The 21,565-nt window shown below is 68.8% G+C and carries 21 protein-coding genes, 3 tRNA genes and 2 pseudogenes; 8 read left to right on the top strand and 18 right to left on the bottom strand.

The window, feature by feature from the left end; all coding sequences use genetic code 11:
- Positions 1-64: 64 nt before the first annotated feature.
- Genes C1I93_RS08250 through C1I93_RS08235 form a run of 4 tightly spaced genes read right to left on the bottom strand, consistent with a single transcriptional unit; the run spans position 65 to position 4,973 of the window.
- Complete coding sequence (locus C1I93_RS08250) at positions 65-2,278, bottom strand: xanthine dehydrogenase family protein molybdopterin-binding subunit (protein ID WP_111242634.1); 2,214 nt, start codon at positions 2,276-2,278, stop codon at positions 65-67.
- Positions 2,275-3,486, bottom strand: coding sequence for an XdhC family protein (locus C1I93_RS08245; RefSeq protein WP_111242633.1), 1,212 nt, complete (start codon positions 3,484-3,486; stop codon positions 2,275-2,277). The genes C1I93_RS08250 and C1I93_RS08245 overlap by 4 nt, the downstream gene beginning before the upstream one ends.
- 48 nt (positions 3,487-3,534) lie before the next feature.
- Positions 3,535-4,512 (bottom strand): FAD binding domain-containing protein, encoded by a 978-nt coding sequence (locus C1I93_RS08240; RefSeq protein ID WP_111242632.1) that lies wholly within the window; start codon positions 4,510-4,512, stop codon positions 3,535-3,537.
- Positions 4,512-4,973 (bottom strand): (2Fe-2S)-binding protein, encoded by a 462-nt coding sequence (locus tag C1I93_RS08235; protein ID WP_223256415.1) that lies wholly within the window; start codon positions 4,971-4,973, stop codon positions 4,512-4,514. The genes C1I93_RS08240 and C1I93_RS08235 overlap by 1 nt, the downstream gene beginning before the upstream one ends.
- Before the next feature lie 415 nt (positions 4,974-5,388).
- On the opposite strand from C1I93_RS08235, the gene C1I93_RS08230 reads away from it, so the two are divergent.
- On the top strand, positions 5,389-5,934 hold the full coding sequence (locus tag C1I93_RS08230) for an SDR family oxidoreductase (protein WP_111242630.1): 546 nt from the start codon (positions 5,389-5,391) through the stop codon (positions 5,932-5,934).
- Positions 5,898-6,518, top strand: a complete 621-nt coding sequence (locus C1I93_RS08225) for a class I SAM-dependent methyltransferase (protein ID WP_212808695.1) — start codon at positions 5,898-5,900, stop codon at positions 6,516-6,518. The genes C1I93_RS08230 and C1I93_RS08225 overlap by 37 nt, the downstream gene beginning before the upstream one ends.
- 115 nt (positions 6,519-6,633) lie before the next feature.
- Here the strand turns inward: C1I93_RS08225 and C1I93_RS08220 are convergent, their stop codons facing one another.
- A complete protein-coding gene (locus tag C1I93_RS08220; RefSeq protein WP_111242643.1) occupies positions 6,634-7,440 on the bottom strand; it encodes an SAM-dependent methyltransferase in 807 nt (268 codons plus the stop codon).
- Between the two features lie 1,147 nt (positions 7,441-8,587).
- Between C1I93_RS08220 and C1I93_RS08210 the strand changes: the two genes are divergently transcribed.
- The gene (locus C1I93_RS08210) at positions 8,588-9,229 is read left to right on the top strand and encodes a class I SAM-dependent methyltransferase (protein WP_212808694.1); all 642 of its coding nucleotides are present in this window, start codon (positions 8,588-8,590) and stop codon (positions 9,227-9,229) included.
- Positions 9,230-9,504: 275 nt separating this feature from the next.
- Here the strand turns inward: C1I93_RS08210 and C1I93_RS08205 are convergent, their stop codons facing one another.
- From C1I93_RS08205 to C1I93_RS33070, 6 genes are all read right to left on the bottom strand, one after another.
- Entirely contained in the window at positions 9,505-10,359 is an 855-nt protein-coding gene (locus tag C1I93_RS08205) for a DJ-1/PfpI family protein (protein WP_111242629.1), read from the bottom strand.
- Positions 10,334-11,155, bottom strand: coding sequence for an ABC transporter ATP-binding protein (locus C1I93_RS08200; protein ID WP_111242628.1), 822 nt, complete (start codon positions 11,153-11,155; stop codon positions 10,334-10,336). Before C1I93_RS08200 ends, C1I93_RS08205 begins: the two co-directional genes overlap by 26 nt.
- Positions 11,152-12,240 (bottom strand): FecCD family ABC transporter permease, encoded by a 1,089-nt coding sequence (locus tag C1I93_RS08195; RefSeq protein ID WP_111242627.1) that lies wholly within the window; start codon positions 12,238-12,240, stop codon positions 11,152-11,154. The genes C1I93_RS08200 and C1I93_RS08195 overlap by 4 nt, the downstream gene beginning before the upstream one ends.
- Positions 12,218-13,150 carry an ABC transporter substrate-binding protein gene (locus C1I93_RS08190; RefSeq protein ID WP_212808693.1) on the bottom strand — a complete coding sequence of 311 codons (933 nt, stop codon included), beginning with the start codon at positions 13,148-13,150 and terminating at the stop codon, positions 12,218-12,220. Before C1I93_RS08190 ends, C1I93_RS08195 begins: the two co-directional genes overlap by 23 nt.
- A gap of 279 nt (positions 13,151-13,429) precedes the next feature.
- Complete coding sequence (locus C1I93_RS08185) at positions 13,430-14,449, bottom strand: GlxA family transcriptional regulator (protein WP_111242625.1); 1,020 nt, start codon at positions 14,447-14,449, stop codon at positions 13,430-13,432.
- A gap of 203 nt (positions 14,450-14,652) precedes the next feature.
- Positions 14,653-14,979, bottom strand: a complete 327-nt coding sequence (locus C1I93_RS33070; protein WP_369007954.1) for an aromatic-ring hydroxylase C-terminal domain-containing protein — start codon at positions 14,977-14,979, stop codon at positions 14,653-14,655.
- A gap of 117 nt (positions 14,980-15,096) precedes the next feature.
- Here C1I93_RS33070 and C1I93_RS08180 point away from each other — a divergent pair, with 117 nt between their 5' ends.
- Entirely contained in the window at positions 15,097-15,810 is a 714-nt protein-coding gene (locus tag C1I93_RS08180; RefSeq protein ID WP_223256412.1) for a site-specific integrase, read from the top strand.
- Positions 15,811-16,066: 256 nt separating this feature from the next.
- Here C1I93_RS08180 and C1I93_RS31415 read toward each other — a convergent pair.
- A tRNA-Arg gene (locus C1I93_RS31415) sits at positions 16,067-16,175 on the bottom strand.
- Between the two features lie 264 nt (positions 16,176-16,439).
- Here C1I93_RS31415 and C1I93_RS08175 point away from each other — a divergent pair.
- Complete coding sequence (locus tag C1I93_RS08175) at positions 16,440-16,793, top strand: hypothetical protein (protein WP_111242623.1); 354 nt, start codon at positions 16,440-16,442, stop codon at positions 16,791-16,793.
- Positions 16,794-16,795: 2 nt separating this feature from the next.
- Positions 16,796-17,451: pseudogene (locus tag C1I93_RS08170) on the top strand (nucleotidyl transferase AbiEii/AbiGii toxin family protein).
- A 374-nt stretch (positions 17,452-17,825) separates the two neighbouring features.
- Here C1I93_RS08170 and C1I93_RS08165 read toward each other — a convergent pair.
- From C1I93_RS08165 to C1I93_RS32895, 4 genes and pseudogenes are all read right to left on the bottom strand, one after another.
- Positions 17,826-18,800, bottom strand: coding sequence for a DUF2332 domain-containing protein (locus C1I93_RS08165; RefSeq protein ID WP_212808751.1), 975 nt, complete (start codon positions 18,798-18,800; stop codon positions 17,826-17,828).
- Between the two features lie 159 nt (positions 18,801-18,959).
- Positions 18,960-19,292, bottom strand: a pseudogene (locus tag C1I93_RS32295) (helix-turn-helix transcriptional regulator); the annotation flags it as partial.
- Positions 19,293-19,483: 191 nt separating this feature from the next.
- Positions 19,484-19,556, bottom strand: a tRNA-Arg gene (locus C1I93_RS08160).
- 215 nt (positions 19,557-19,771) lie between these two features.
- Positions 19,772-20,308: a hypothetical protein gene (locus tag C1I93_RS32895; protein WP_111242621.1), complete on the bottom strand. Its 537-nt coding sequence runs from the start codon at positions 20,306-20,308 to the stop codon at positions 19,772-19,774.
- Here C1I93_RS32895 and C1I93_RS08150 point away from each other — a divergent pair.
- Positions 20,295-20,543, top strand: coding sequence for a sortase family protein (locus C1I93_RS08150; RefSeq protein WP_111242620.1), 249 nt, complete (start codon positions 20,295-20,297; stop codon positions 20,541-20,543). The two genes, C1I93_RS32895 and C1I93_RS08150, sit on opposite strands and share 14 nt — an antisense overlap.
- Positions 20,544-20,608: 65 nt before the next feature.
- On the opposite strand, the gene C1I93_RS08145 is transcribed toward C1I93_RS08150, so the two are convergent.
- Together C1I93_RS08145 and C1I93_RS31410 are read right to left on the bottom strand one after the other, a co-directional pair.
- Positions 20,609-20,699, bottom strand: a tRNA-Ser gene (locus C1I93_RS08145).
- Positions 20,685-21,131: a hypothetical protein gene (locus tag C1I93_RS31410; protein WP_181445063.1), complete on the bottom strand. Its 447-nt coding sequence runs from the start codon at positions 21,129-21,131 to the stop codon at positions 20,685-20,687. Before C1I93_RS31410 ends, C1I93_RS08145 begins: the two co-directional genes overlap by 15 nt.
- Positions 21,132-21,288: 157 nt before the next feature.
- Between C1I93_RS31410 and C1I93_RS31405 the strand changes: the two genes are divergently transcribed.
- Positions 21,289-21,565 (top strand): hypothetical protein (locus C1I93_RS31405; protein WP_181445062.1); only part of this gene is annotated, 277 nt, incomplete at its 3' end.

The following is a 21,565-nucleotide window of genomic DNA, read 5'->3' as shown; positions in this document are numbered from 1 at the left end:
CGGATGCCCGGTGGCCAGGAAACTCCTCCAGGTCACCGGGCATCCGCCGAGATCGTCACGGAGCTCACAGCAGTTTGTCGAGGGTGATGGGGAGGCTGCGGATCCGCTTGCCGGTGGCGTTGAAGATGGCGTTGCCGACAGCGGCTGCGGAGCCGACGGTGCCGAGCTCGCCGAGACCCCGAGCGCCAAGGCTGTTGATGACGGGATCGGGACGGTCGAGAAAGTGGACGTCGATGGCGGGAATGTCGGCGTTCACCGGGACCATGTAGTCGGCCATGTTGCCGGCGGCCACCCGCCCGGTGTCGAGTTCGAGCGGGTCGTCCTCCAGCAACGCGTGCCCGATGCCGAAGATGACGCCTCCGACGAGCTGACTCCGGGCGGCCTGGGCGTTCACGATCCGGCCGGCGTCCACCACAGTGGTGAAGCGGGTGATGCGGGGTTCACCGGTGTACCGGTTGACTCTGACCTCGCAGAAGTGCGCGCCGAAGCTGTGGAACTTGTACTCTCCCGCTTCCGGGCCGGGCTGGGCCGTCGCGGTGGCCTCGACGTTCCGACGGTCGATCGTGGTGAGCAGGCGGCCGAAGGGCATCGACTGGCCCCTACCCCGCAGTTGACCCTTCTCGTACGTCAGTTCCTCGCTGTTCGCACCGTGCCAGGGTGACAGTGGATTGCTGACCGCTTCCTGGATGAGTGCGGCGACCGCCCCTTCGACGGCGGCTTCGACGGCCGGCACGGTACTGGCCGCGGCGGTCGATCCCACGGACGGCGCGCCCTGCGGGAGCGCGGTGTCACCGGCTTCGGATCTCACCCGGCGCAGCGGGATGCCCAGCCCGTGGGCTCCGGTGATGGCCAGCAGGGTGGTCGCGCCCGTGCCCGTGTCCGCGGTCGCCGAGGAGACCAGGGCGGTGCCGTCATCACGCAACTGGACCCGGGCCTGAATGGGTTCCGGCCTGCGGCCGCCCGGGTAGATGGCGCTGGCCATCCCCATCCCGACCAGCCACTGCCCGTCGACCCGGCTGCCGGGCCTGGCGCGGCGGGCCGACCAGCCGAAGCGTTGGGCACCGATGCGATAGCAGTCGTCGAGATGCTTGCTCGACCACCGCCGGTCCGTCCCGGGCACGGTGGTGGCGTAGTTACGCAGCCGCAACTCGACCGGGTCGAGGCCGGTGGCGACGGCGAGTTCATCCATCGCGGTCTCCAGCGCGAAGGCTCCGGGAGCCTCGTTGGGTGCCCGCATGGCGCAGGCCGGAGGTACGTCGAGCATGACGTGCCGCTGGTCGAACGCCACGTTCGGGGTCTTGTACAGCACAGCCGAGACGTCCACGGCCGGCTGCATCCACCGGTAGCCGACGAACGGCACCGCGGCGTCGCTGACGTGACTGACCGCGTTGAGGACCCCGTCGCGGGAGGCACCCAGTTTGATGGTCTGGTTGACCGCACTGCGATGGCCGACCACCGTGAACACCTGTTCCCGGGACAGGACCAGCTTGACCGGGCGGTTCAGTTGGCGGGCCGCGGCCGCGGCCAGGGCGGCGTCGTACCACGGAAAGACCCGGCTGCCGAAACCACCGCCCACGTACGGGGCGATCAGCCGCACCGCCGTCGGCGCGACGCCGAGCCGCCCGGCGGCCACCATGGCGGAGGTGTGGGGCAGTTGCGCGCCGCTGTACAGAATCAGCTGGGTCTGGTCGCTGTTCCACTCGGCGAGGACGGAATGAAGTTCCATCGCGGCGGGATGCTGCATCGGCTGATGGAAGGAGGCCTCCACGACGACGTCGCTCGCGGCGAGCGCCGCCTCGATCGAGGGGACACCCGGGGCGAGGACGGTGGCGCTCGGCGCGGGTACGCCGGGCGGCCCGGTAGCCGGCACGCGAGGCTCGTCGGCGAGGGACAACCGCGGCGTCTGCTCGTCGTAGGTCGTGTGGACCAGCCGGGCGGCGTCCCGCGCCTGCTCGAGCCGCTCGGCGACCACCATGGCGATGATCTGTCCCCGGAACCGGATCTGGGTGTCCTCCAGGGGTGCGTAGTTCTCCCCGGCGCCGGGCACCGGCCGCAGCCCGAGTTTGTTGAACGGGCTGTAGACCCGGATGACGCCTGGTGCGTTCTGCGCCGCGGTGGTGTCCATCGCGGAGATCGTGCCCCGCGCGATGGTGCTGGTGACCAGATAGGCGTGCGCCAGGTTCGCGGCCGGGTAGTCGGCCGAGTACCGGGCGGTGCCGGTGGCCTTCGCCCGGCCGTCGACGCGGTCGATGTCGCGGCCGAGTGGGGAGACGGTCATCGTGACTCCTGACTACGAGAAGAGGACCGAGGCCGGGTGATGCCGACGCCCTGAGCGAGGTGTTCCGCCGTCCAGGCCGGCGGGAAGGAAGCCGACGACGCCACGGCGCGACGGTGGATGGGTACCCCGGTGCGCAGCGGCACCCCGGAACCGCCGTGCCGGTGCGAGACGATCTCCGCCGCGATCGACAACGCCGTCTCCTGCGGGGTACGGGCGCCGAGGTCGAGCCCGATCGGCGAGTGCAGCCGGCTGAGTTCCCGGTCGGTCAGGCCGGCCTCGCGCAGCCGCACCAGCCGCTGCTCATGGGTACGCCGTGACCCCATCGCCCCCACGTAACTGACCGGCAGCCGCAGGGCGGCGGTGAGCAGCGGTACGTCGACCTTCGGATCGTGGGTGAGTACGCAGATGACGGTGTTGCCGTCGAGGCGCTGGGCTGCCAGGTAGCGGTGCGGCCAGTCGACGACGACCTCGTCGGCGTACCGGAATCTGTCCGGTGTGGCGAACGTGGCCCGCGCATCGCAGACCGTCACCCGGTAGTCGAGGAAGGCACCCAGCCGGGCCAGCGCCGCGGCATGGTCGATCGCCCCGAAGATGAGCATCCGTGGTGCCGGGGTGTTGCACTCGACAAGCAGGGTCATCGGCTGCCGGCAGTAGCCGTCGGCCACCCCGATGTCCACAGTGCCGCTCGTCCCGGCGTGCAGGACGCCGGTCGCGTGTACGGCAGCCACCTCATCGAGCCGTTCGTCGCCGAGGGTTCCCTCGAGATGACGCTCGGGACGCACCACGATCACCCGTCCGAGGTGGGTGTCCGGGCCGCGTACGACGGTGGCGACGGCGACCGGCTCGTCCTGGGCGGCGTCGACGTACGCCGCTTCCAGGCCGGGTTCGGCACCCGGATCGTGATGACGCAGGAACAGCTCGATCGTCCCGCCACAGGTGAGGCCGACGCCGATCGCGTCGTCGTCGGTGTAGCCGAACCGCAGGGTTCTCGGGCCGCGCTCCCCCAGCAGCATCTCCTGACACGCCTGATAGACGGCGGAGTCGACGCAGCCGCCGGAAACGTTGCCCAGCACCGCGCCGTCCGCGTCGACGACAAGCGACGCGCCGGGCTGGCGCGGTGCGCTGCCCTCCACGCGGGTGACGGTGGCGGTCACGAAAGGTGTCCGGCTGCGGACCCGTTCGAGGAGTTCGGTGGCGAGCTCAAGCATGAGCGCCGCCGCTGCGTGCCAGTGCGGTCACGGCCTCGGGCTCGCCGTTCATCGGCTCTCCGCCAGGACGGTGAGGGCCCGGACCAGCGTGCGTCGCAGCAGCGCGGGCTTGAAACCGTTGTGCGACAGCGGCCGGGCACCGTCCGCGGCGGCGCTTACCGCCGCCTCGAAGACATCGGCGGTGGCCGGCTGACCGGCCAGGGCGCTCTCGACCGCCGGCAGTCGCCAGGGCTTGGTGCCGACTCCGCCGGCGGCGATCCGGGCCTGCCTGATGGTGCGGCCGCGCCACTCGACGGCGACAGCTGCCGAGGTGAGGGCGAACTCGTACGACTGCCGGTCGCGGATCTTGAGGTAGACCGAGTTCGCCGCCCACATCGAGCGGGGGACCGTGATGCCGGCGATCAGCTCGCCCGGTCGCAGCACGTTCTCAAGGTGGGGTGTGCTGCCGGGCAGGGTGTAGAACGTGTCGAGTGGCACCGTACGAGTGCCCTGGCCGCTGACCAGATGCACGTCGGTGCCGAGTGCCACCAGCGCGACGGCCAGATCGCTGGGGTGCGTCGCCACGCACGCGTCGCTGGTGCCGAGGATCGCGTGCGTACGGTTGATCCCGGTCAGCGCCGAGCAGCCGCTGCCGGGCTCCCGCTTGTTGCAGGGGGTGGTGACGTCACGGAAGTAGCCGCACCGGGTGCGCTGCAACAGGTTCCCGCCGATGCTCGCCATGTTGCGAAGCTGGGCGGACGCGCTCAGCTCCAACGCCTGAGCGATCATCGGATAGTCCCGACGCACGTTGCGGTCGGCGGCGACATCGCTCATCCGTTCGAGTGCCCCGATGTGCAGCCCGTCGCGGTCGAGCGTGATGCCGCGCAGCGGAAGCCGGTTGATGTCCACGACCCGGGCCGGCGTCACCACATCGAGCTTCATCAGGTCCACGAGGGTCGTACCGCCGGCCAGGAAGGCCGTGTCGGTGCCGGCGTCCGCGAGGGCCTCGCGGACGCCGCGCGGCTGGGTGAACGTGTAGGCCCGCATCAGCGCATCACCTTCTGCGCGTCACGGATCGCGTCCACGATGAACGGATAACAACTGCATCGACAGATGTTGCCCGACATGCGCTCGCGGATCTCGTCGTCGGTGCGGGCAGGGCCCTCCTGGACCATGCCGACCGCCGACATGATCTGCCCCGGCGTGCAGAAGCCGCACTGGAGACCGTCGCGCTCGATGAACGCCTGCTGCATCGGGTGCAGCACATCGCCCCGGGCCAGACCCTCGATCGTGGTGACCTCGCGCTCGTCGACAGTGGCCACGAGCGTCAGGCAGGACAGCACCCGCCGACCGTCGACATGCACGGTGCAGGCACCACACTGGCCACGGTCACAGCCCTTCTTCGTACCGGTGAGTTCCAGCTCTTCCCGCAGGGTGTCGAGCAGCGTGACGCGCGGGTCCACCCGTACCGTGACCGGCTTGCCGTTGACCTTGACTTTGACGGTCACAAGTTCGACGCTCGCCGCCTCGGCTACCGGTGCGGCCTGCGCGGCCGGTGCCCCGCCTTGCAGCAGCGGTATCGCCAACGCGGCGGCGGCACCGCCACCCAGAACGCTCCGGCGGGCCACGCCCGATCGGCCCTGGCCATCGTCGTCGTTTGGATTCATCGATTCTCCCCGGATAGACGTCGAACGGGGCGTGCTCCATCACCCTGACCGCGCAGGGATATGGCAGCCAGGGTCTGTCGATCCGAGGTTGGGACCACAGTCGTGCCCTTCGGCGCCCCGTCAACGGGGTCGGCCGCAGCATCTCGCTGGCCGGAACCACGGATCGCTAGGCCCTGGCTGCTCTCCACGCAGTGCACGAGTCTCGGTGAGGGCGACGGACCGGACCATCGATCGCCCGCAACGAAGGAGGGGCATCGTGCCCACACAACGCATCGCTCTGGTCACCGGAGCCAACCAGGGCATCGGAAGGCAGGTCGCCCGCGAATTGACCGCCCACGGCGTCACCGTGTTCGTCGGATCGCGCGACCTCGCCCGCGGTGAGAAGGCCGCCGCCGAGATCGGCGGCGGTGCCACCGCGCTCCATCTCGACGTGACTGACCCCGCGTCGATCGCCTCGGCCGCAGAGCGGATCGATGCCGAGGCGGGCCGACTCGACCTGCTCATCAACAACGCCGGCATCTCCACCACCCGCACCGACCTCACCGTGGCCGAATTCCGAGCCAACGCCAAACCCAGCAGCCGTCATGGCCTGCGGCGACACCGCCACCCGGTGGCTGCGATGGTCGGTCGCGTCGCTCGGGGCTGGGGCATCACCAGCAGCCCTCTCGCACCGCAGCCCTTGGTGGGTGGTCGTGCGGCGGCGGCGTCGCCGTTGAGCGGCTCTCCGTCTTCTATGGAAGCCACCTGTGAGAGGAACCAGCAAGCGTGTCATTCTTCCTTGAGTTCCTGCGCGCGCCGCTGACCGTGGGGGCGGTGCTGCCCAGCGGCCCGGCCCTGGCGGAAGTGGCCACGGCGACGGTGCCCGGCACGGGCTCCCCCGTCATCCTGGAACTGGGCCCGGGCACCGGCGCGTTCACCGGGCCGATCCAACGGCGGCTCGCCGGGGCCGGGCGACACATCGCCGTCGAACTCAACCCGCGGTTCGCCGATCAGCTTGCCGCGCGGCACCCGACGGTCGACGTCGCGGTCGCCGACGCTGCGATGCTGCGGCAGGTGCTCGCGCAGCGAGACGTCGGCCGGGTCGACGTGGTGGTCAGCGGCCTGCCCTGGGCCGCATTCGACGAGAAGCTGCAGCGCGACGTGCTGTCCGAAGTGGTCGCGGTGCTGAAACCGGGCGGAGTGTTCACCACCTTCGCCTACGTGCACGCCCGCTGGGCCCCGCCGGCCCAGCGGCTGCTGCGGTCGCTGCGGTCACGGTTCGAGGAGGTGGTGGTGAGCCGGACGGTCTGGGCCAACGTGCCGCCCGCCCTGGTCTACTTCTGCCGGCGCCCCCTCCCAGCCGTCCCGCCGGCCGTCCCGCGCGAACTCGCCGGCAACTCGGGATGATCCCTGGCTCTTCCACCCGTGTCGCCGGACACGTTCGCAGGCGCAGCCCGACGTGGTGGAGACACTACGGCGTGGCCGACCTCATCACCTCTTGAATGGGCTTGAGGGGTTCAGCTCAGCCGATGCGGGCGACGCCGCCGAACAGGTAGACCTCCGGCTCGTCGGACTCTGGATTGGGGCGCCAGCGCGAGCATGTGACGACGCCGGGCTCCAGCAGATCCAACCCGTCGAAGAAGCGTTCGAGTTCTCTCTTCGTCCTGGCGCGGATTGGCGTGCCGCCGCGCTCGGTGGTTTCTCGCATCACGCGCAGCATCGGCTCGCCGTGGATTTCGGCGGTGGAGTGGGTGAGCACCAGGTAGCTACCGATGGGCATCGCCTGGACGAGCTGCGCGACGGCGCCGTACGCCACGTCGTCGTCCATGAGATGGTTGACGACGCCGAGGAGCATGAGCCCGATCGGCTGCGAGAAGTCGAGCGTCTGTCGCGCGGAGGCGAGGATCGTGTCCGGCTGCCGCAGATCGGCTTCGACGTAGTCGCAGCTGCCTTGCGGGGTGCTGGTCAGGAGTGCACGTGCGTGCGTCATGACGAGCGGATCGTTGTCGATGTAGACCACCCGGCAGCGCGGGTCGAGGGACTGCGCGACCTCGTGGGTGTTGTCCGCCGAGGGGAGCCCGGTGCCGACGTCGAGGAACTGACGGATGCCGGCATCCTCGACGAGGAACCTGACCACGCGCTTGAGGAACGCGCGCTCGGACTTGGCCCCGATGGGGATATCCGGGATGTGTGCGATCACCTCATCGCCGGCGGCCCGGTCGACCGCGAAGTTGTCCTTGCCGCCGAGCCAGTAGTTCCAGATCCGCGCCGAGTGTGGAACCGTGGTGTCCAGTTTGGAGTTTGAGGGGAACTCCCGGTCCTCGGTCATGAGGGCATTGTTCCGCACCGCAGGGGCGGTGACGCGAGCGGGCGGCAGCCCGGAGCATCTGCCCACGAGTACCCGCTGCGACGACATCTAGGAAACGATCCGACGGATCGCTGCGATCTGGTTGATCCAACTGCCCAGCCGAGTGGTCTTGACAACGTCGCCGGTTTTCGGACCTTGGATGATGAGTTCTTGGCCGAGGTACATGCCGACGTGGCGCGGGTTGTTCGTGGTGCCTTCGCTGCGGGGATGAGGATGAGATCGCCGGGCAGTAGGAGCGCCGGGTCGGCCACGGGCTTGCCGGCGTTGGCCTGGCCGGTAGTGACGCGAGGGAAGCCCCGAATCCGGCTACGTCCAGGTGCGTCCGTGTGAGTTCCCCGACATCCGAGCACCCACGGAGCATCCGCATCATCGCCAGCGCCCCGATCGCCGGACGATCGCGATGGTCGGCAATCGTGCGGAGGGGGTGCCGCTACGGGGTCGCCGCCCACGACGGCGCGGGCGGGTTCGCGCTGAACCCGGTACGGGGTGGGACCGGCCGGTCTGGCATCAAGGCGGTGTCTGGCGACGATGTCCGTGCCTCGATCGTGGCCCAGCGCACCTGTATGTCCAGCCCGCGGGCGCCCAGTAGGTCCCGAACGATGGCTTTGACCTGATCCTCGCTGAGCGGGGCTTCCCATGGCGGGCGGCGTGGGTGGGGCCGGGTCCGGTCGTCGTGGATTCAGGTCGGTGTTCCTCATCGATGAGCTGGTTGAGGATCTGGTTGTTCGGTCCGAGATGGCGTCGGAGTAGACCCTGGGCTTCGAGCCGCCGGCAGGTCTGGTTGACCGCCTGCCCGGTGACCCCAATGCGCGCGGCGCGTTTCGTCGTCGTCCAGCGGACGCGTCGCGGTTCGCAGGACTCGCACGCGGTCGGCGAGGGTGGGCATGAGCCCACTGTGTCGGAGCCAAGGTGAGCCCCTCTATTGGCTTACGATCATGGTGATGATGCGGTGGAATCGTGCAGACCACCTATCACGCCGGACCTGTGCGCCTGAACCGTCGTTGTCCCGCCGGACGTCGTTTGCCGGTCCGGCAAGTTTCCTTGCCGGCACCGTGAAACAGGGGGCACCCTCCCAGTGGAGCCCGATCGATCGCGAGGACGTGAGCGTATGAAGTACATGGAACCTCCGGACGCGGCAACACCGGCCGAGTTCTGGGAGAGCCTGCACCAGCAGGTCGCCGCCTCGCCGTGGGAGCTACGCGTCAACCCGGTCCTTGCCGCCATGGTCGGCGACCTTTCGCCGGGCGCCGCCCTCGACCTGGGATGCGGTCAGGGCGGTGACAGTCTGTGGTTCGCCCAACGCGGCTGGCAGGTCACCGCGGTCGACATCGCCGATGCCGCCCTGCAACGGGTGAACGAGCGCGCCGCCCAGGAGCGGCTAAGTGACAGGATCCGTACCGAACGGCACGACCTGGTGGATTCGTTGCCCTCGGGCAGATGGGACCTGGTGAGTGCCCATTACCTGCAGAGCCTCTTCGAGTTCCCCAGGGCCCGCATCCTGCGGGAACTCGGCGAACAGGTGAACCGAGGCGGCATGCTGCTGATCGTCGACCATGGTTCGGTGGCCCCGTGGTCCTGGAACCAGGGGGCCACGATTCCCACCCCGGAGGAGACCTTGGCCGGTCTGGCCCTCGATCCCGCGTCCTGGCAGGTGCTCTGCTGCGAAGCCCGCGTTCGGACGGCCACCGGCCCCGGCGGTCAGACGGCCGAGGTGACCGACAATGTGATCGCCTTGCGCAGGACCGCCTGACAGGATCTTCGCTCCGGCGGTAACCATCGCCGCATCACCTACGCCTGCAACCCGGCGTGCTCGCCTCGCTGACCCCGGCCGCCGCGGTCTGTCAAGCGCTGGATCTGATGGAGAGTTGGTTAGCTGGTTTCAAGGCCCGTGACCGAGTTTCCGAACGGAGGGTGTGGCTGGCCCGTCATGGTGGCGAACACGGTGGCGACGGCTTGCAGGTCTGTTCGGCTACGCTCACGGTCCGCTTCGCGTCTGGCTTGGTTGCGGGAGGCAGCGAGATTCTGTCAGTGAGACTTGCCGCTGAGCCGTTCCGGCGCGGCTTGGAACTGCTCCTGGCACCACGTGCTACAGAAATACCAGGTATTCCCGCCGTGATCGAGGGTGAGCGCGGTATCGGGTGATACAGGCATCTCGCAGACCGGGCACACCGGATGTCCCAATGAGCTCGCCGCGTGGTCGGCGAACTGCCCGTTGCTGTCGGGGTGCATCCAGCCAGTGCCCTGATATTCGAGGTAGGTGGCGGTTCGGCGGGCGACGTCTCGCCCGAAGTAGCGCTCGACGATGCGCAGCGCGAGGTCGGTGCCGGAGGTGAGTCCGCCGGCGGTGGCGATCTTTCCGTCCTCGACGAAGCGGACCCCGCGGATGACGGCGACGGCGGGGAACAAGGCGCGAAGGGCGTTGTAGCCGGCGTGGTGGGCCGTCGCGGTCTTGCCGTCGAGGAGGCCGGCCTGTCCGAGCACATAGGATCCGTTGCAGATAGACATGGTCACGGCGGTGTGGCGGTGGACCCGCCGCAGCCAGTCCAGCGCTTCGGGGGCGATCTTCGCCATGTCCATGGCCGGGACGACCACGATGTCCGGTGTGGGAGCGCTTTCGACGTCGTGACCGGGTACCAGGACCATGCCGCCGGAGATGCGGACGGGTTCGGTCGTGGCCGCCACCGTGTAGAGCGTGAACGGATTGTGCCCGCCGTCGAGTTGGACGTATTCGAACACGCCCCAGGGCCCGGCGAAGTCGACGAGTTCCGCTTGGGGCGAGATCAGGAAAGCGACGGTTATGGTGCCGGTCGTAGGAGTGTCGAGCGGTGCGGTGATCCGGGCATCGGGGACGGGCTCATTGGGCGCGGTTGGCGTGCTCACTGTGAGCGTACCTTTCAGAACTGGGCCGTGACGTACCTGTGGCGAACACCAGGTGCGGCCGGCCGGTGAGTGAGTGGGTGGTCATTGCCGCGCGTACGCCGAAGACCTCGGCCAGTCGTTCCGGGGTGAGCACGGCGACGGGTTCGCCGGCCGCGACGATGCGGCCCTGATCCAGCAGAGCGACGGCGTCGCAGTACGCGACCGCGTGGTCGAGGTCGTGCAGAGCGGCCACGGTGGTGAGTCGAAGCTCGCGGATCAGGTCGAGCAGTTCCAGCTGGGCGCCGACGTCCAGGTGGTTGGTCGGCTCGTCGAGCAGCAGGACCGGTGCGTCCTGGGCCAGCGCGCGGGCAAGCAGGACACGTTGGCGCTCGCCACCGGACAGCGTGGCGAACCGCCGGTCCTGCGCCCACTCGATGCCGATGCGGGCCAGCGCCTCGTCCACGATGGCGCGGTCGGCGGAACTCTCCCGCTCGAGCAGCCGCTGATGCGGGATCCGGCCCATGGCGACGATGTCGCGGACGCTGTAGTCGTTGTCCAGTTCTTGATCCTGCGCCATGACCGCCCGCAACTGTCCGGCCCGGCGTGCGGGGACCTGCCAGACGTCGTCATCGCCGATGAGCACCGCACCTTGCTGCGGACGGATGATCCGGTAGAGGCAGCGCAGCAAGGTGCTCTTGCCCGACCCGTTCGGCCCGACCAGTCCGGTTATGCAGCCGGGCGCGGCGGTCAGCGAGACCTCGTCCAGGATCGGTGCGCCGTCGATGCTCACCGAGACGCCTGTCGCGGTGACCCTCACCGGACCGCTCCGGACTGTCTGCGCAGCAGCCAGAGAAAGAATGGCGCGCCGATGGCTGCGGTGAAGATGCCGATCGGCATCTCGTTCGGTCGGTCCAGGGTCCGCGACAGCAGGTCTACCATGATCAGGAACACCGCCCCGAGTAGCAGCGACACCGGCACCACCCGTCGATGGTCCGGGCCGACCAGCAGACGGACCGCGTGCGGCACCAGCAGCCCGACGAAGCCGATTCCGCCGGCGACGCTGACGATCGTCGCGGTCAGCAGCGACGCCGCGGCGAGCAGCCCGAGCCGCAGTCGGTTGACGTCGATCCCCAGCCCGGCGGCCGACGTCTCGCCCATCGTCAACGCGTTGAGCCGGCGCCCGTCAACCAGCAGCCACAGCAGGCAGCACGCCAGGGCGACGGCCGGTGCCAGCAGATCGCTCCAGGATGCCGTGGCCACCGAGCCGAGCAACCAGAACATGATTCCCCGCAGCTCGCTCGGGTTGGCCTCCAACTGGATGTAGCTGGTCACGGCCGAGCCCAGGTATCCGACTGCCACACCGGCCAGGATCAACCGCCCGGGCGCGACCCGGCCGGCCCGCTGAGCCAGGCCCACAACCAGCGCCACACTGGCCAGCGCCCCGGCGAACGCCGCACCGGCGACCCCCAGCCCGGCGATCACCGCGGGCGCGAGGGTCAGCGCGACAACCGCACCGACCGAGGCACCTGAGGAGATACCGAGCAGATAGGGATCGGCTAGCGGATTACGCACCAACGCCTGCAGACAGACTCCGGCGATGCTCAAGCCCGCACCGGCCACCCCGGCCAGCAGCACCCGCGGCACCCGGAAATCCCACACGATCTGGTCGTACAGCAGGCTGCGCTCGGTATCCCCGGGCGTGAGATGAGCCCAGGTCACCGCAGCCACGTCGGCGAGCGGAACCGACACCGTGCCAACGGCGATCGCGACGGCCGCGGTCAGCGCGACCGCGCCGGCCAGGAGCACAATCAACAACGGGAAGGCGCGATCGGGAATGAGGTGGGCGCGGACCGCCGCCGGACCGGTCCGCCGGATCCGCTCAACCGGCGGCGCGGACGCCATCGCTGATCCGCTTGACCGCGATCGCGTTCAACGGCCCGAGATAGAAGCTGTCGGACACGGAGGTGTACGTCTTCGTCTTCGACGCCGGCCATTGCGGGAACTGCGCGAACAACTGTTCGGCGAACTTCTCGGCATCGTCGTCCGGCTGATAGAGCCCGATCACCAGCACGTCCACGTTCGCCGCGGCCAGGGCCTCGACGTTGATCGCGCCGAGCTGCTGGTCGCTCAGGCCGCCGAACGCGTTGACACCGCCGGCCCGGGTGATGATGTCGTCGAAGATCCCGCCACCGAACACCGCCGGGACCGCGAGCCCCATTGCCGACCCCATGCTCGGGTAGGCGGCCAGGACCCGCTTGCGCTCGGTCGCCGGGGACGGGAGCGCGGCCAGCGCGGCGCGCGCCTCCTGCACGACCTGCGCCGCCCGCCCCTGGACGTCGAAGATCAACCCGAGCTGGGTCAGCAGATCGAACGACGACTCAACCGACCGCTTGGCGTACGTCTGCGTGTCCTCTGGGCGCGGTGAGGTCGCGCCGTTGGCGCAGTTGGACGGCGTCACGAAGCTGTTGATGCCGGTCTTGCCCAGCTCGTCCCGGGTAATCGAGCCGATCTTGTCGTCGAACCCGCCGGCCCACGTCGAGATCACCAGGTCCGGCGACTGGGCCAGCACCTGCTCACGGGGCACCTCGAAGTTCTTGTTCAGCTTCACCCCGCCGGTGGGGATGGCCTTGATCCGCGCAACCATGGTCGGATCGTCCGAGACGCCGTACGTCTGGCTGTTCGCCACGATCGCGCCCTGCACACCGAGCGCGATCATCGACTCGACCTCTGCCACGGACGCGCCGTTGAGCAGCACGACCCGGCGCGGCGCCTGGGTGAAGGTGACCGTGCGGCCACAGTTGTCGATCGTCAACGGATACGTCGTCCGCGGCCCGGCCGCTGCGGAAGCGCCGGCAGATGCCACCGGCGCATCGGCCACCTTCGTCCCGGAACAGGCGCCGAGCGCCACGACGACGCCGACTGCCAACGTCGTACGGAGAAAGTAGGAATTCCTTGAAGGATTCACCGGCACACCAATTCTTGCCATCGAGAGGCTCGCAAGCCTAACGCCGTTCCACCGCGAGGTAGAAAGGTCTTACTTCCAATGTAGTTCGCCATTTGAAGGCAGCCTATAGCCCGTCCGCGAGCGCGCCTATGTCATGTTGGGCAACAAATCTGCCATCGGCCGCCGGACTTGGCCGGCAACCACCGATGCATCCGAGACGCCGCGACGATATTCGGTCGGCGAGACGTCGAGTTCCCGCATGAAGGCCCGGCGCATCGCCTCCGGCGATCCATATCCACAACGGCGCGCGATGCCGAGCACGCCGTCCTGGGTATCGGTCAGCATGCGCTGCGCCGCTTCCAGCCGGACGAGGTCGACGTAGCGGCCCGGGGTCATGCCGACCTGCTCGGTGAAGACGCGTGCGAACTGCCGGGGCGAAAGTCCGGCCCGCTGCGCCATCGCGGGGACGGAGAGGTCGGCGGACAGGTTAGCGGCCGCCCAGTACTGGACCTCGCTGAGCGGTTCGGACCGCGCAATCTGAGTCGTGAGCTGCACGCTGACCTGGGCCTGGTGGCCCGGCCGGCGCACGTAGACGACCAGCAGTCGGGCGATCTCGTGAGCCACCGACCGGCCGAAGTCCTCCTCGACCAGTTCGATCGCCAGGTCCACGCCCGCAGTCACGCCGGCCGAGGTCGAGATCGAGCCGTCCCGTACGAAGATGGGGTTCGGATCGACCTCGACCTCGGGAAACCTCCGCGCAAGGTAGGGGCAGGCCTCCCAGTGCGTCGTCGCCCGGCGGCCGTCCAGCAGACCGGCCAGAGCCAGCAGATAGGCCCCCGTGCAGACCGACATCACCCGGTTCACGCCGGGCGCGCGATCGCGCAGCCACGAGACCAGACGATCATCGACATTCTCGACACCCGGCCCACCCGGCACCAGCAGAAGGTCGGCGCCATCGACCTCGGCCAGGTCAAAGTCGGGCACCAGCCGAAGGCCGCCGGCCGCACGCACCGCCCCGCCCCCGACGGAAGCCGTCCGGACAACGTACGGCGGCCGGCCCGCGCTCCCGACGAAGCGGTCCGCCACCGAGAAGACGTCGACCGGCCCCGCCACGTCGAGCGGCTGCACCCCGTCGAACAGGACGACAAGCACCGACTGGGTACGCATGAGCCTCCTTCGGATCGGCCGGCTCTGTCAGTTCGGTAGTCGTCACCGAACCGGCGATAGTTCCGCGATCGGACGGGAGATCATCGCGACGGCCGGCGACTCGGAACCGGTCATCCCGGCCGGAAGGCCTGCGAACTCTGTGAAAGGAACTGCAGGAGGGGGAGTCAAGGATCTTGCCGGGCAGCGGATTCGAACGGTGTCCATTACGGTTGTTCGGCGCCCATGGTCAAGGTGTGAAGGATGTCGCGTAGCGGCCGGAGAGGGACGCCGGGCGTGCGCCAGGCGATATGTCCGTCCGGTCGGACGAGGATCCCGCCGTCGGCGTCGATGCCGTAGGCCCGGGTGAACGATCCGTCCTGGTACGGAAGCGCTCCGGCGCCGATCCGGTAGATGGTGAGTGGCACGGAAGAGACGGTTGGATCGGTGGACGTGTTCTCCTCGGGTGCCCATCCGGCATCCGGCCCGGCGAGGAGAGTGAAACCGGCGTCGGTCAGGTCGAGGGTGGAAACTCGTTCCTCGTAGGCCTCGATGTATTCCGGTCGGCAATCTGGGTAGCCGCTCTCGGTCGCGCGCAGCGCGAACGGCTGATCACCGACAACCCGGCCCGGGGGATGGAACTACCCCCTCGGGAGCGTCCCCAGCCCGAGGTGTGGACCGAAGCCCGTGTCGCCGAGTGGAAGGCCACCGGTGAGCGTCCGGTGATCGCGGTGTGGACGGCCGCGCAGCTCGCCAGCTTCCTCGACTACGTCCGCGGCGACACCCTCTACGCCCTGTGGTGGCTGATCGCGCTGCGCGGACTGCGACGCGGCGAGGCCGCCGGGCTCCGATGGGTCGACATCGACCTACACGAGGGCCAGTTGTCGGTGGTCCGGCAGCGCACAACGGCCGGCTACGACGTACACGAAGGCCCACCGAAGTCGGCGGCCAGCCGTCGCCAGGTCGCGCTCGACAAGCACACCGTCCAGGTGCTGCGGCAACAACGCGAACGGCAGCAGCAACGTCGGGCCAGACGCCTCGGCGCGGGCATGGTGTGCCACGACAGCGGATACGTGTTCACCAGCCCGGACGGACTGCCGCTGCATCCCGGCTACCTCACTCAACGCCTGCGCCTCCTGGTCGACCGCGCCGGACTTCCCCCCATCCGCTTGCACGACCTGCGACACGGCGCCGCGTCGCTCGCGCATTCCGCGAACGCGGACATCAAGACCATTCAACACCAGCTCGGACATGCCAACATCCGCGTCACCGCCGACATCTACACCACCGTCCTGCCGCCGGCCGCGCGTAAGGTCGCCAGGAAGGCGACCCGGCCCGACGAGCATCCCGGCAGGAAGCCCCACGCCAGAGCATCGGACGGGTAATCAGATGCGCCGGGCCGCAGCGGCGCTGCCGGTGCGCCACAGGGTAGGGCCGCTACCTGGGGAAACAAGCACAATGCCTTCTTGGCGTCCCCGGTCAATGGAACCGTGGGTGCTCCGTGGGTGCTCGGCCGTCGAGAGGTCGCTCGAACCGGGAAAACGCCCCCTGAGCTGCGCAAACGTGGGTCACGACCGTGACCCACACGCAACCCAAACGAAAACAGGGAATATAGCTGGCTGGCTATATTCCCTGTTCAAGTGGCGCGCCCGAAGGGACTCGAACCCCTAACCTTCTGATCCGTAGTCAGATGATCTTGCGAAGGGCGGCGGAGTCCAGTTGCATCCGGACGAGTCCGAAACGATCCCGCCGCGTCCCCGCAGGTCCGGTTCTAAATCGACCAAAACGGATCCCTGACGCCTCCGGCAGACAGGCCGGTACCCATCCCGGTCCCGGAACGTCCGTGTCAGTTCGCCGACGTCCGAGCACCCACCGAGCAACCGCCGCAAGGCGGACCGACGCAGCGCCGGGCAGCAACGACCGGACCACCATCGACAAAATCGTCCATCCGTTCGTACGGGTCTGCACCGACACGTGCGAGCCCCACCGTACGATCGGGTCAGGAGGTGGAGCGATGGTGAAGGCAGGTGGCGCGCCTGCTGGTTCGGGGTACGCGGACCAGCGACACTACGTCGTACCCGCGAGTCTGGCCAACCTGCGTGGTCCGGTCAGCGGCGTGGTGACGCTCGACCGACGTCTCGACTGGTCGGGCGACGCCACGTATCACCTGGACGACCCCGGAGATCTCCAGGTGATGTACCAGACGGTGCTGAACCAGGCCGCCACCGTGGCCGACCTACGTCAGTGGCTCGACGGCGACACGCTACGCCGACTCTGGCCGGACCTGTGGCTCCCCGCTCGGCTGCGGGCGCTGTGGCAGGCCCGCTTCCCCGAGCTGGCCGCGCCACCCCGGGCGCTGGCCGGCTGAGGGTGGATCCGGTTCACCTCCGGCTGGCGGAGATCGGACTCCGCGTGGCTGGCCGGTACGGCTTCGCATTGGCCGGCGGCTACGCCGTACAAGCCCACGGGATTCTGGACCGACCCAGCGAGGACGTGGACCTGTTCACCGCATGGGAGCGCCGAGACGACTTCGCCGTAGCCGTGGACGCCGTCGTCGACGCCTACCGAACCGACGGCTATGCGGTCGAGGTCACGCAACGGTTCGAGACCTTCGCTCGGCTCGCCGTCACCGATCCCGCCACACCGGATCGACCGTACAAGGTCGAACTTGCCGCGAACTGGCGCGCCCGCCCGCCCGTAACGATGGACATCGGCCCCGTCCTGCACATCGACGACGTCGTCACCGGCAAGGTGTCTGCCCTGTTCACCCGCGCCGAGCCGCGGGACTTCCTCGACGTCGACGCCGCCATTCAGACAGGCCGGTACACCCGCGAGAGCAGGTGCTCGAACTCGCCGAGCAGGCCGACGCCGGCTTCAATCGACGGATCCTGGCCGATCTGTTCGCGATGCTCCACCGATATCCAGACCGCCGCTTCGCCGCCTATGGCGTCGATCCCCCGTACATCGCCGCGATGCGCGAGCGCTTCGCGCAATGGCGCGAGGTGCTGCTCACCGGCGAGAAGTAGTATCCGTGAGTTCCATGGACGTGGCGATAGACGGCGAACTCGACCGGCTGCGCCGGGAGTTGGACCGATTGCGGGTCGAGAACGTCCGCCTGCCGCGCCTGCTGACGCTGCGGGTCAGGACACCGCTTCGGCGCCGGAACAGTTGTCCGCGCCCCGCTTCCCGCACGTTTGACCAGTTCACGTGGCATTCACACCAGGCCATAAGTGAGAGATCGGTCCCTACAGAAGGAAGCGGAGCTGAGTAGACAAGACACGGCACGTCCGAAGCACAGCGGAGCCGTGCAGCCTGGACATCGTCAACCAACGTAAAACGTGTCAGAGTGCCGGTCGGCGGCGTCCGGAGGTCGACGGTCGGGGTGCCCGTTGAGAGTTCCTCAAACGGACGCTCCATGCGTCGTGAGCCACCGGACCTCCTGACCGTGGGGGCTGGCAAGCCCGAGAGGCTGGCCGTCCAGAGCGAGGAGGAACATCGCTGGGCCGTCGGGGTCGAGCTTGACGGCTGAGGCAAGCTCGGGCAGCACGCCCGTGCCTTCGTTGGAGATCCAGCGGCAGGGAAGGCCACGCACGAGGTCGGTGAAAGCGGTTCGGGTTTCCGGCGGGACGTAGGTCAGCACCGCGCTGTGAAAGATGACCAGCGTGGCGTCAGCCGGTGCTTGCGCGACCAGGGCCGGCAGGTCGGCGAGTAGATCTCCGGTGACCAAGTGGGGCGGGTCCGCGCGGGCGATGCGAACTGCCGCGTGTAGCCGGTCGCGGCGCTCCTGCTGCTCTGGCCAGATCAGCGCGTCCAGCCAGCGCACGTCGTCGTCGCTGGCAACGTCGAGCGGGTTGAGGTCCAAGCCGGCACGCCACACCACGGCGGGCATCGACTCTGGTATCGGCACGTTACCGCTGATCGCACAGCTCAGCCGTACTTGGCTGTCTGCGGGCCCGAGCACTATCGGGCCGTCGCCGTACTGGTATTGGTAGGCGTCCGGGTACAGGCACAACCCGGCAGATGCACCGACCTCCAGCAGCGCCAAAGGCTGCGGCAACTGCGCCAGGATCGGCAGCATAGTGGCGCAGCGGGTCGGTTCGTTGGTCTGTGTCCGACGACTGCGCATCGTGCCGGATAGTTCGGGCCAGTCCTGCACCGCCCAGGCACTGAAGGCGTCCGGCGTGGCCACGGGCGCGCCGAGGTACTGCGCAGCAGCGAACAGCAGATTCGGCTGCCGCTTCTCCTGCGGCAACTGATCCAACAGCTTCACCAAGTGCTCATCAGCACTGACCGCCAAGGCCAACGCCTCGTACGTGGGCGAGTGCCCCCGCGCCTCACGGACTGCGAACCTCCGGTACCACTCGGCGGTCATCATCACGCCACCGTGCCTGACCGTCGCCGCCGACGCAATGACCCTGGTCTCACGAGCGTCTCTGTCCGCCTCGCCCCACCGCGCACGTTGCCCGGCATCGACCTTCTCCTCATCATGCCGCTGCTTGAGTCGCCGGTACTCGTCGTACCCGGCAAGCAACTCACCACCAGCACCCAGCAACGTCTCGCACCGCTGCCAGAAGACCCGATCAACAACCTGGTCGCCACGCTCAACCCCGGCGACGGTGCTCCGAGTGCTGTGCACCCGCGCAGCCAGATCAGCCTGAGTCAGGCCACGCAAATTACGCCGTTCCGCAAGCTTCGCACCGAGCGTGCGCTTCGCCTCTTGGACCTGCTGCGGATCGATCACGACACCCCGACCTCCACCACCGCGCCACAGACGCGAGAGCCAATCGACGCAGAGCGAAGCCACCGCAACTGACCTCAAGACGGCCAGGCGAGCATCCACTACGCGATGAGTCGGCCGTCCCAACATTCGGACTCTGCAGCCAACGGGAAGCTTCGCCGCCTAAACGTCCCCGTACAGAGTGGTACGGCACCGGACGGAGCAGGACGTGAGGCACGCTCGTCGCACGAGCACCCACCGAGCACCCAACCGTCTACAAGGGACGAAACAAGTAAGGAGCCTGCCTGCCATTCCAGCAGGTCAGACCCCTCTTGATCTTGCGCGCCCGAAGGGACTCGAACCCCTAACCTTCTGATCCGTAGTCAGATGCTCTATCCGTTGAGCTACGGGCGCTGGTGCTCGGCCAGTTTACACACCTGGCCTTCGCGTGCAGACTTCGGGATCCGCCGGTCGACTCGTCCCAGATCGCCTGCCTTCGCCGATCTACGTTACCCGACGAGTGACGGAGTCGCGCAACGGGGTTAACCATCGGGGCGGGGCACATCGAGGCCAGCGTGGACCCCATGCCGGTGAGGACCGGCCCGGCGCGTCGCCTTGGTGGCTCGGGGTCAGGTCTCGACAATCGGGCAAAGCGCACTATCGGCCTCTGCCTCCCAGAGGAGTCGAAAAATCATGAAAAGGTCCATCCGGTTGGGCGGCGCGCTGAGCGTCGTGACCCTTGCCATCTCGGCCTCGGCCGCCGCGACAACACACCCGGTCGAACCGCCGAGCGCCGGCTGGGCGGAGAGCGATCTGCCACCGGTGAGCCAGCCCTTCTTCACTCCGGCGGTGCCGGAGCCGCTGTGGCAGGCCCGTCCAGGGCCGACACCCGGCCTGACGGTCGCTCCCACGCCATCGGTTACGCCCGCGCCGGCACGCCCGACCACCCGCACCCCCGAACCGGACCGCCCGAACGCCGGTACGCCCGACCCGACCGCGAAGCCCGCGCCGGAGAAGCCCGCGCCGACGACGTCCAGGCCGGCCCGGAAGCCGAAGAACAGACCGGCGGCGCAACCGGAGGTCGTCCGGCTCGCTCCGGTCACCGCGCTCGGCTCCCAGGCGACCATCGACAGGAAGAGGTTGGTGACCTGGATGACCAGGCCCACCTGCCTGCTCGCCGGGCACGACTACGCGGGGTGGGACTGGATCGACGACCTGGCGCAGGGCACGATCGTCCACGTCACGACCGGCCCGTGTGCCGGGCGGTACCGGGTGGTCGACAACAGGTGGCACGCACGCAAGGGTGGCCCGGTCCCATCCTGGATGGGCCGCTTCGACCTGGTGCTCCAGACCTGCACCGGGGCTTCGGGTACCGGATTCAGTCTCGCCCAGCGACTCTGAGGGCCTGCGACCAGGGCGAACAAAAAGCCGCGCCCAGAGGACGCGGCCGCAGATGACCTTTCGCGCGGAGACTCCGGGATTCGAACCCGGGAGGGGCTTTAAGACCCCAACCGCATTAGCAGTGCGGCGCCATAGACCAGACTAGGCGAAGTCTCCCCGGTGGCTCGCAGACCACCGGCTGCGAGAATACAGGTCCGGCAGGGCCCGGGGCAAAGCGACCACCGTAACCGGGTGCACCTGAGCCAACACCAGCAACTCCGCCGCCCGCTCCGGATGCGCCGGGTCACGGTCGTACGCCGCCGCCACGTGCAGCACCAGGTTCGCCTGCGACCAGAGCACCACCGCCAACTCGACCACCGGAGCGAAGGCACCGGCGAACGCGGCACCCGCCCCACCCACTGCGGCCTGCCGAACGAACCGCCGGGTGGCCAGCCGGGCCAAGCCGTCGCCGTCGGCAAGCGGATAAATCTCGCGCAGCCGCCGCGCCCACACCCCGGCCCGCGGACCCAGCGTCTCGACCGCGGTCAGCGCCAGTAACTCCGGGGCGAAACCAGGATGATCGAGTACGCGTGCCAGGAGCGCTCGCAACTCCGCTTCCGCCGTACTCCTCTGGGTCTCGTCCGGCTGTGTTTCGGCCCTGCTCTGGTGGGTCTCGCCCGGCTGCGTTCCGGCCCTGCTCTGGTGGGTCTCGTCCGGCTGCGTTCCGGCCGTGCTCCTGTGGGTCTCGCTCGGCTGCGGTTGCGTCGTGCCTTCAGCCGGGTTGGTGGCCTTTCGGGCCCGGGTGGCCTTGGCCGGTGCCGCGGCCGCCTTCTTCGCGACCACCTTGCGGCCCGTCGCCTTCCTGGTGTCGGCGGGTTCGTCCGCGATCACCTCCGGGCTGGCCTTCCTGGTGGTGATCTTCCTCGGCTTGGCGGCAGCTGGCCGCCGGGCCGGCTCCGGCGCGGGCGCAGCATCGATCGGCTCCGGCTCCGGCTCCGGCTCCGGCTCCGGCGCGGGCGCGGGCGGGGGCGGGGGTGCGGTGT

The sequence above is a fragment of the Micromonospora endophytica genome (genome assembly GCF_003236305.1).
GTDB lineage: Bacteria > Actinomycetota > Actinomycetes > Mycobacteriales > Micromonosporaceae > Micromonospora > Micromonospora endophytica.
Note: the sequence above shows the minus strand (reverse complement) of the source record. Positions and strands in the feature narration are given on the sequence as shown.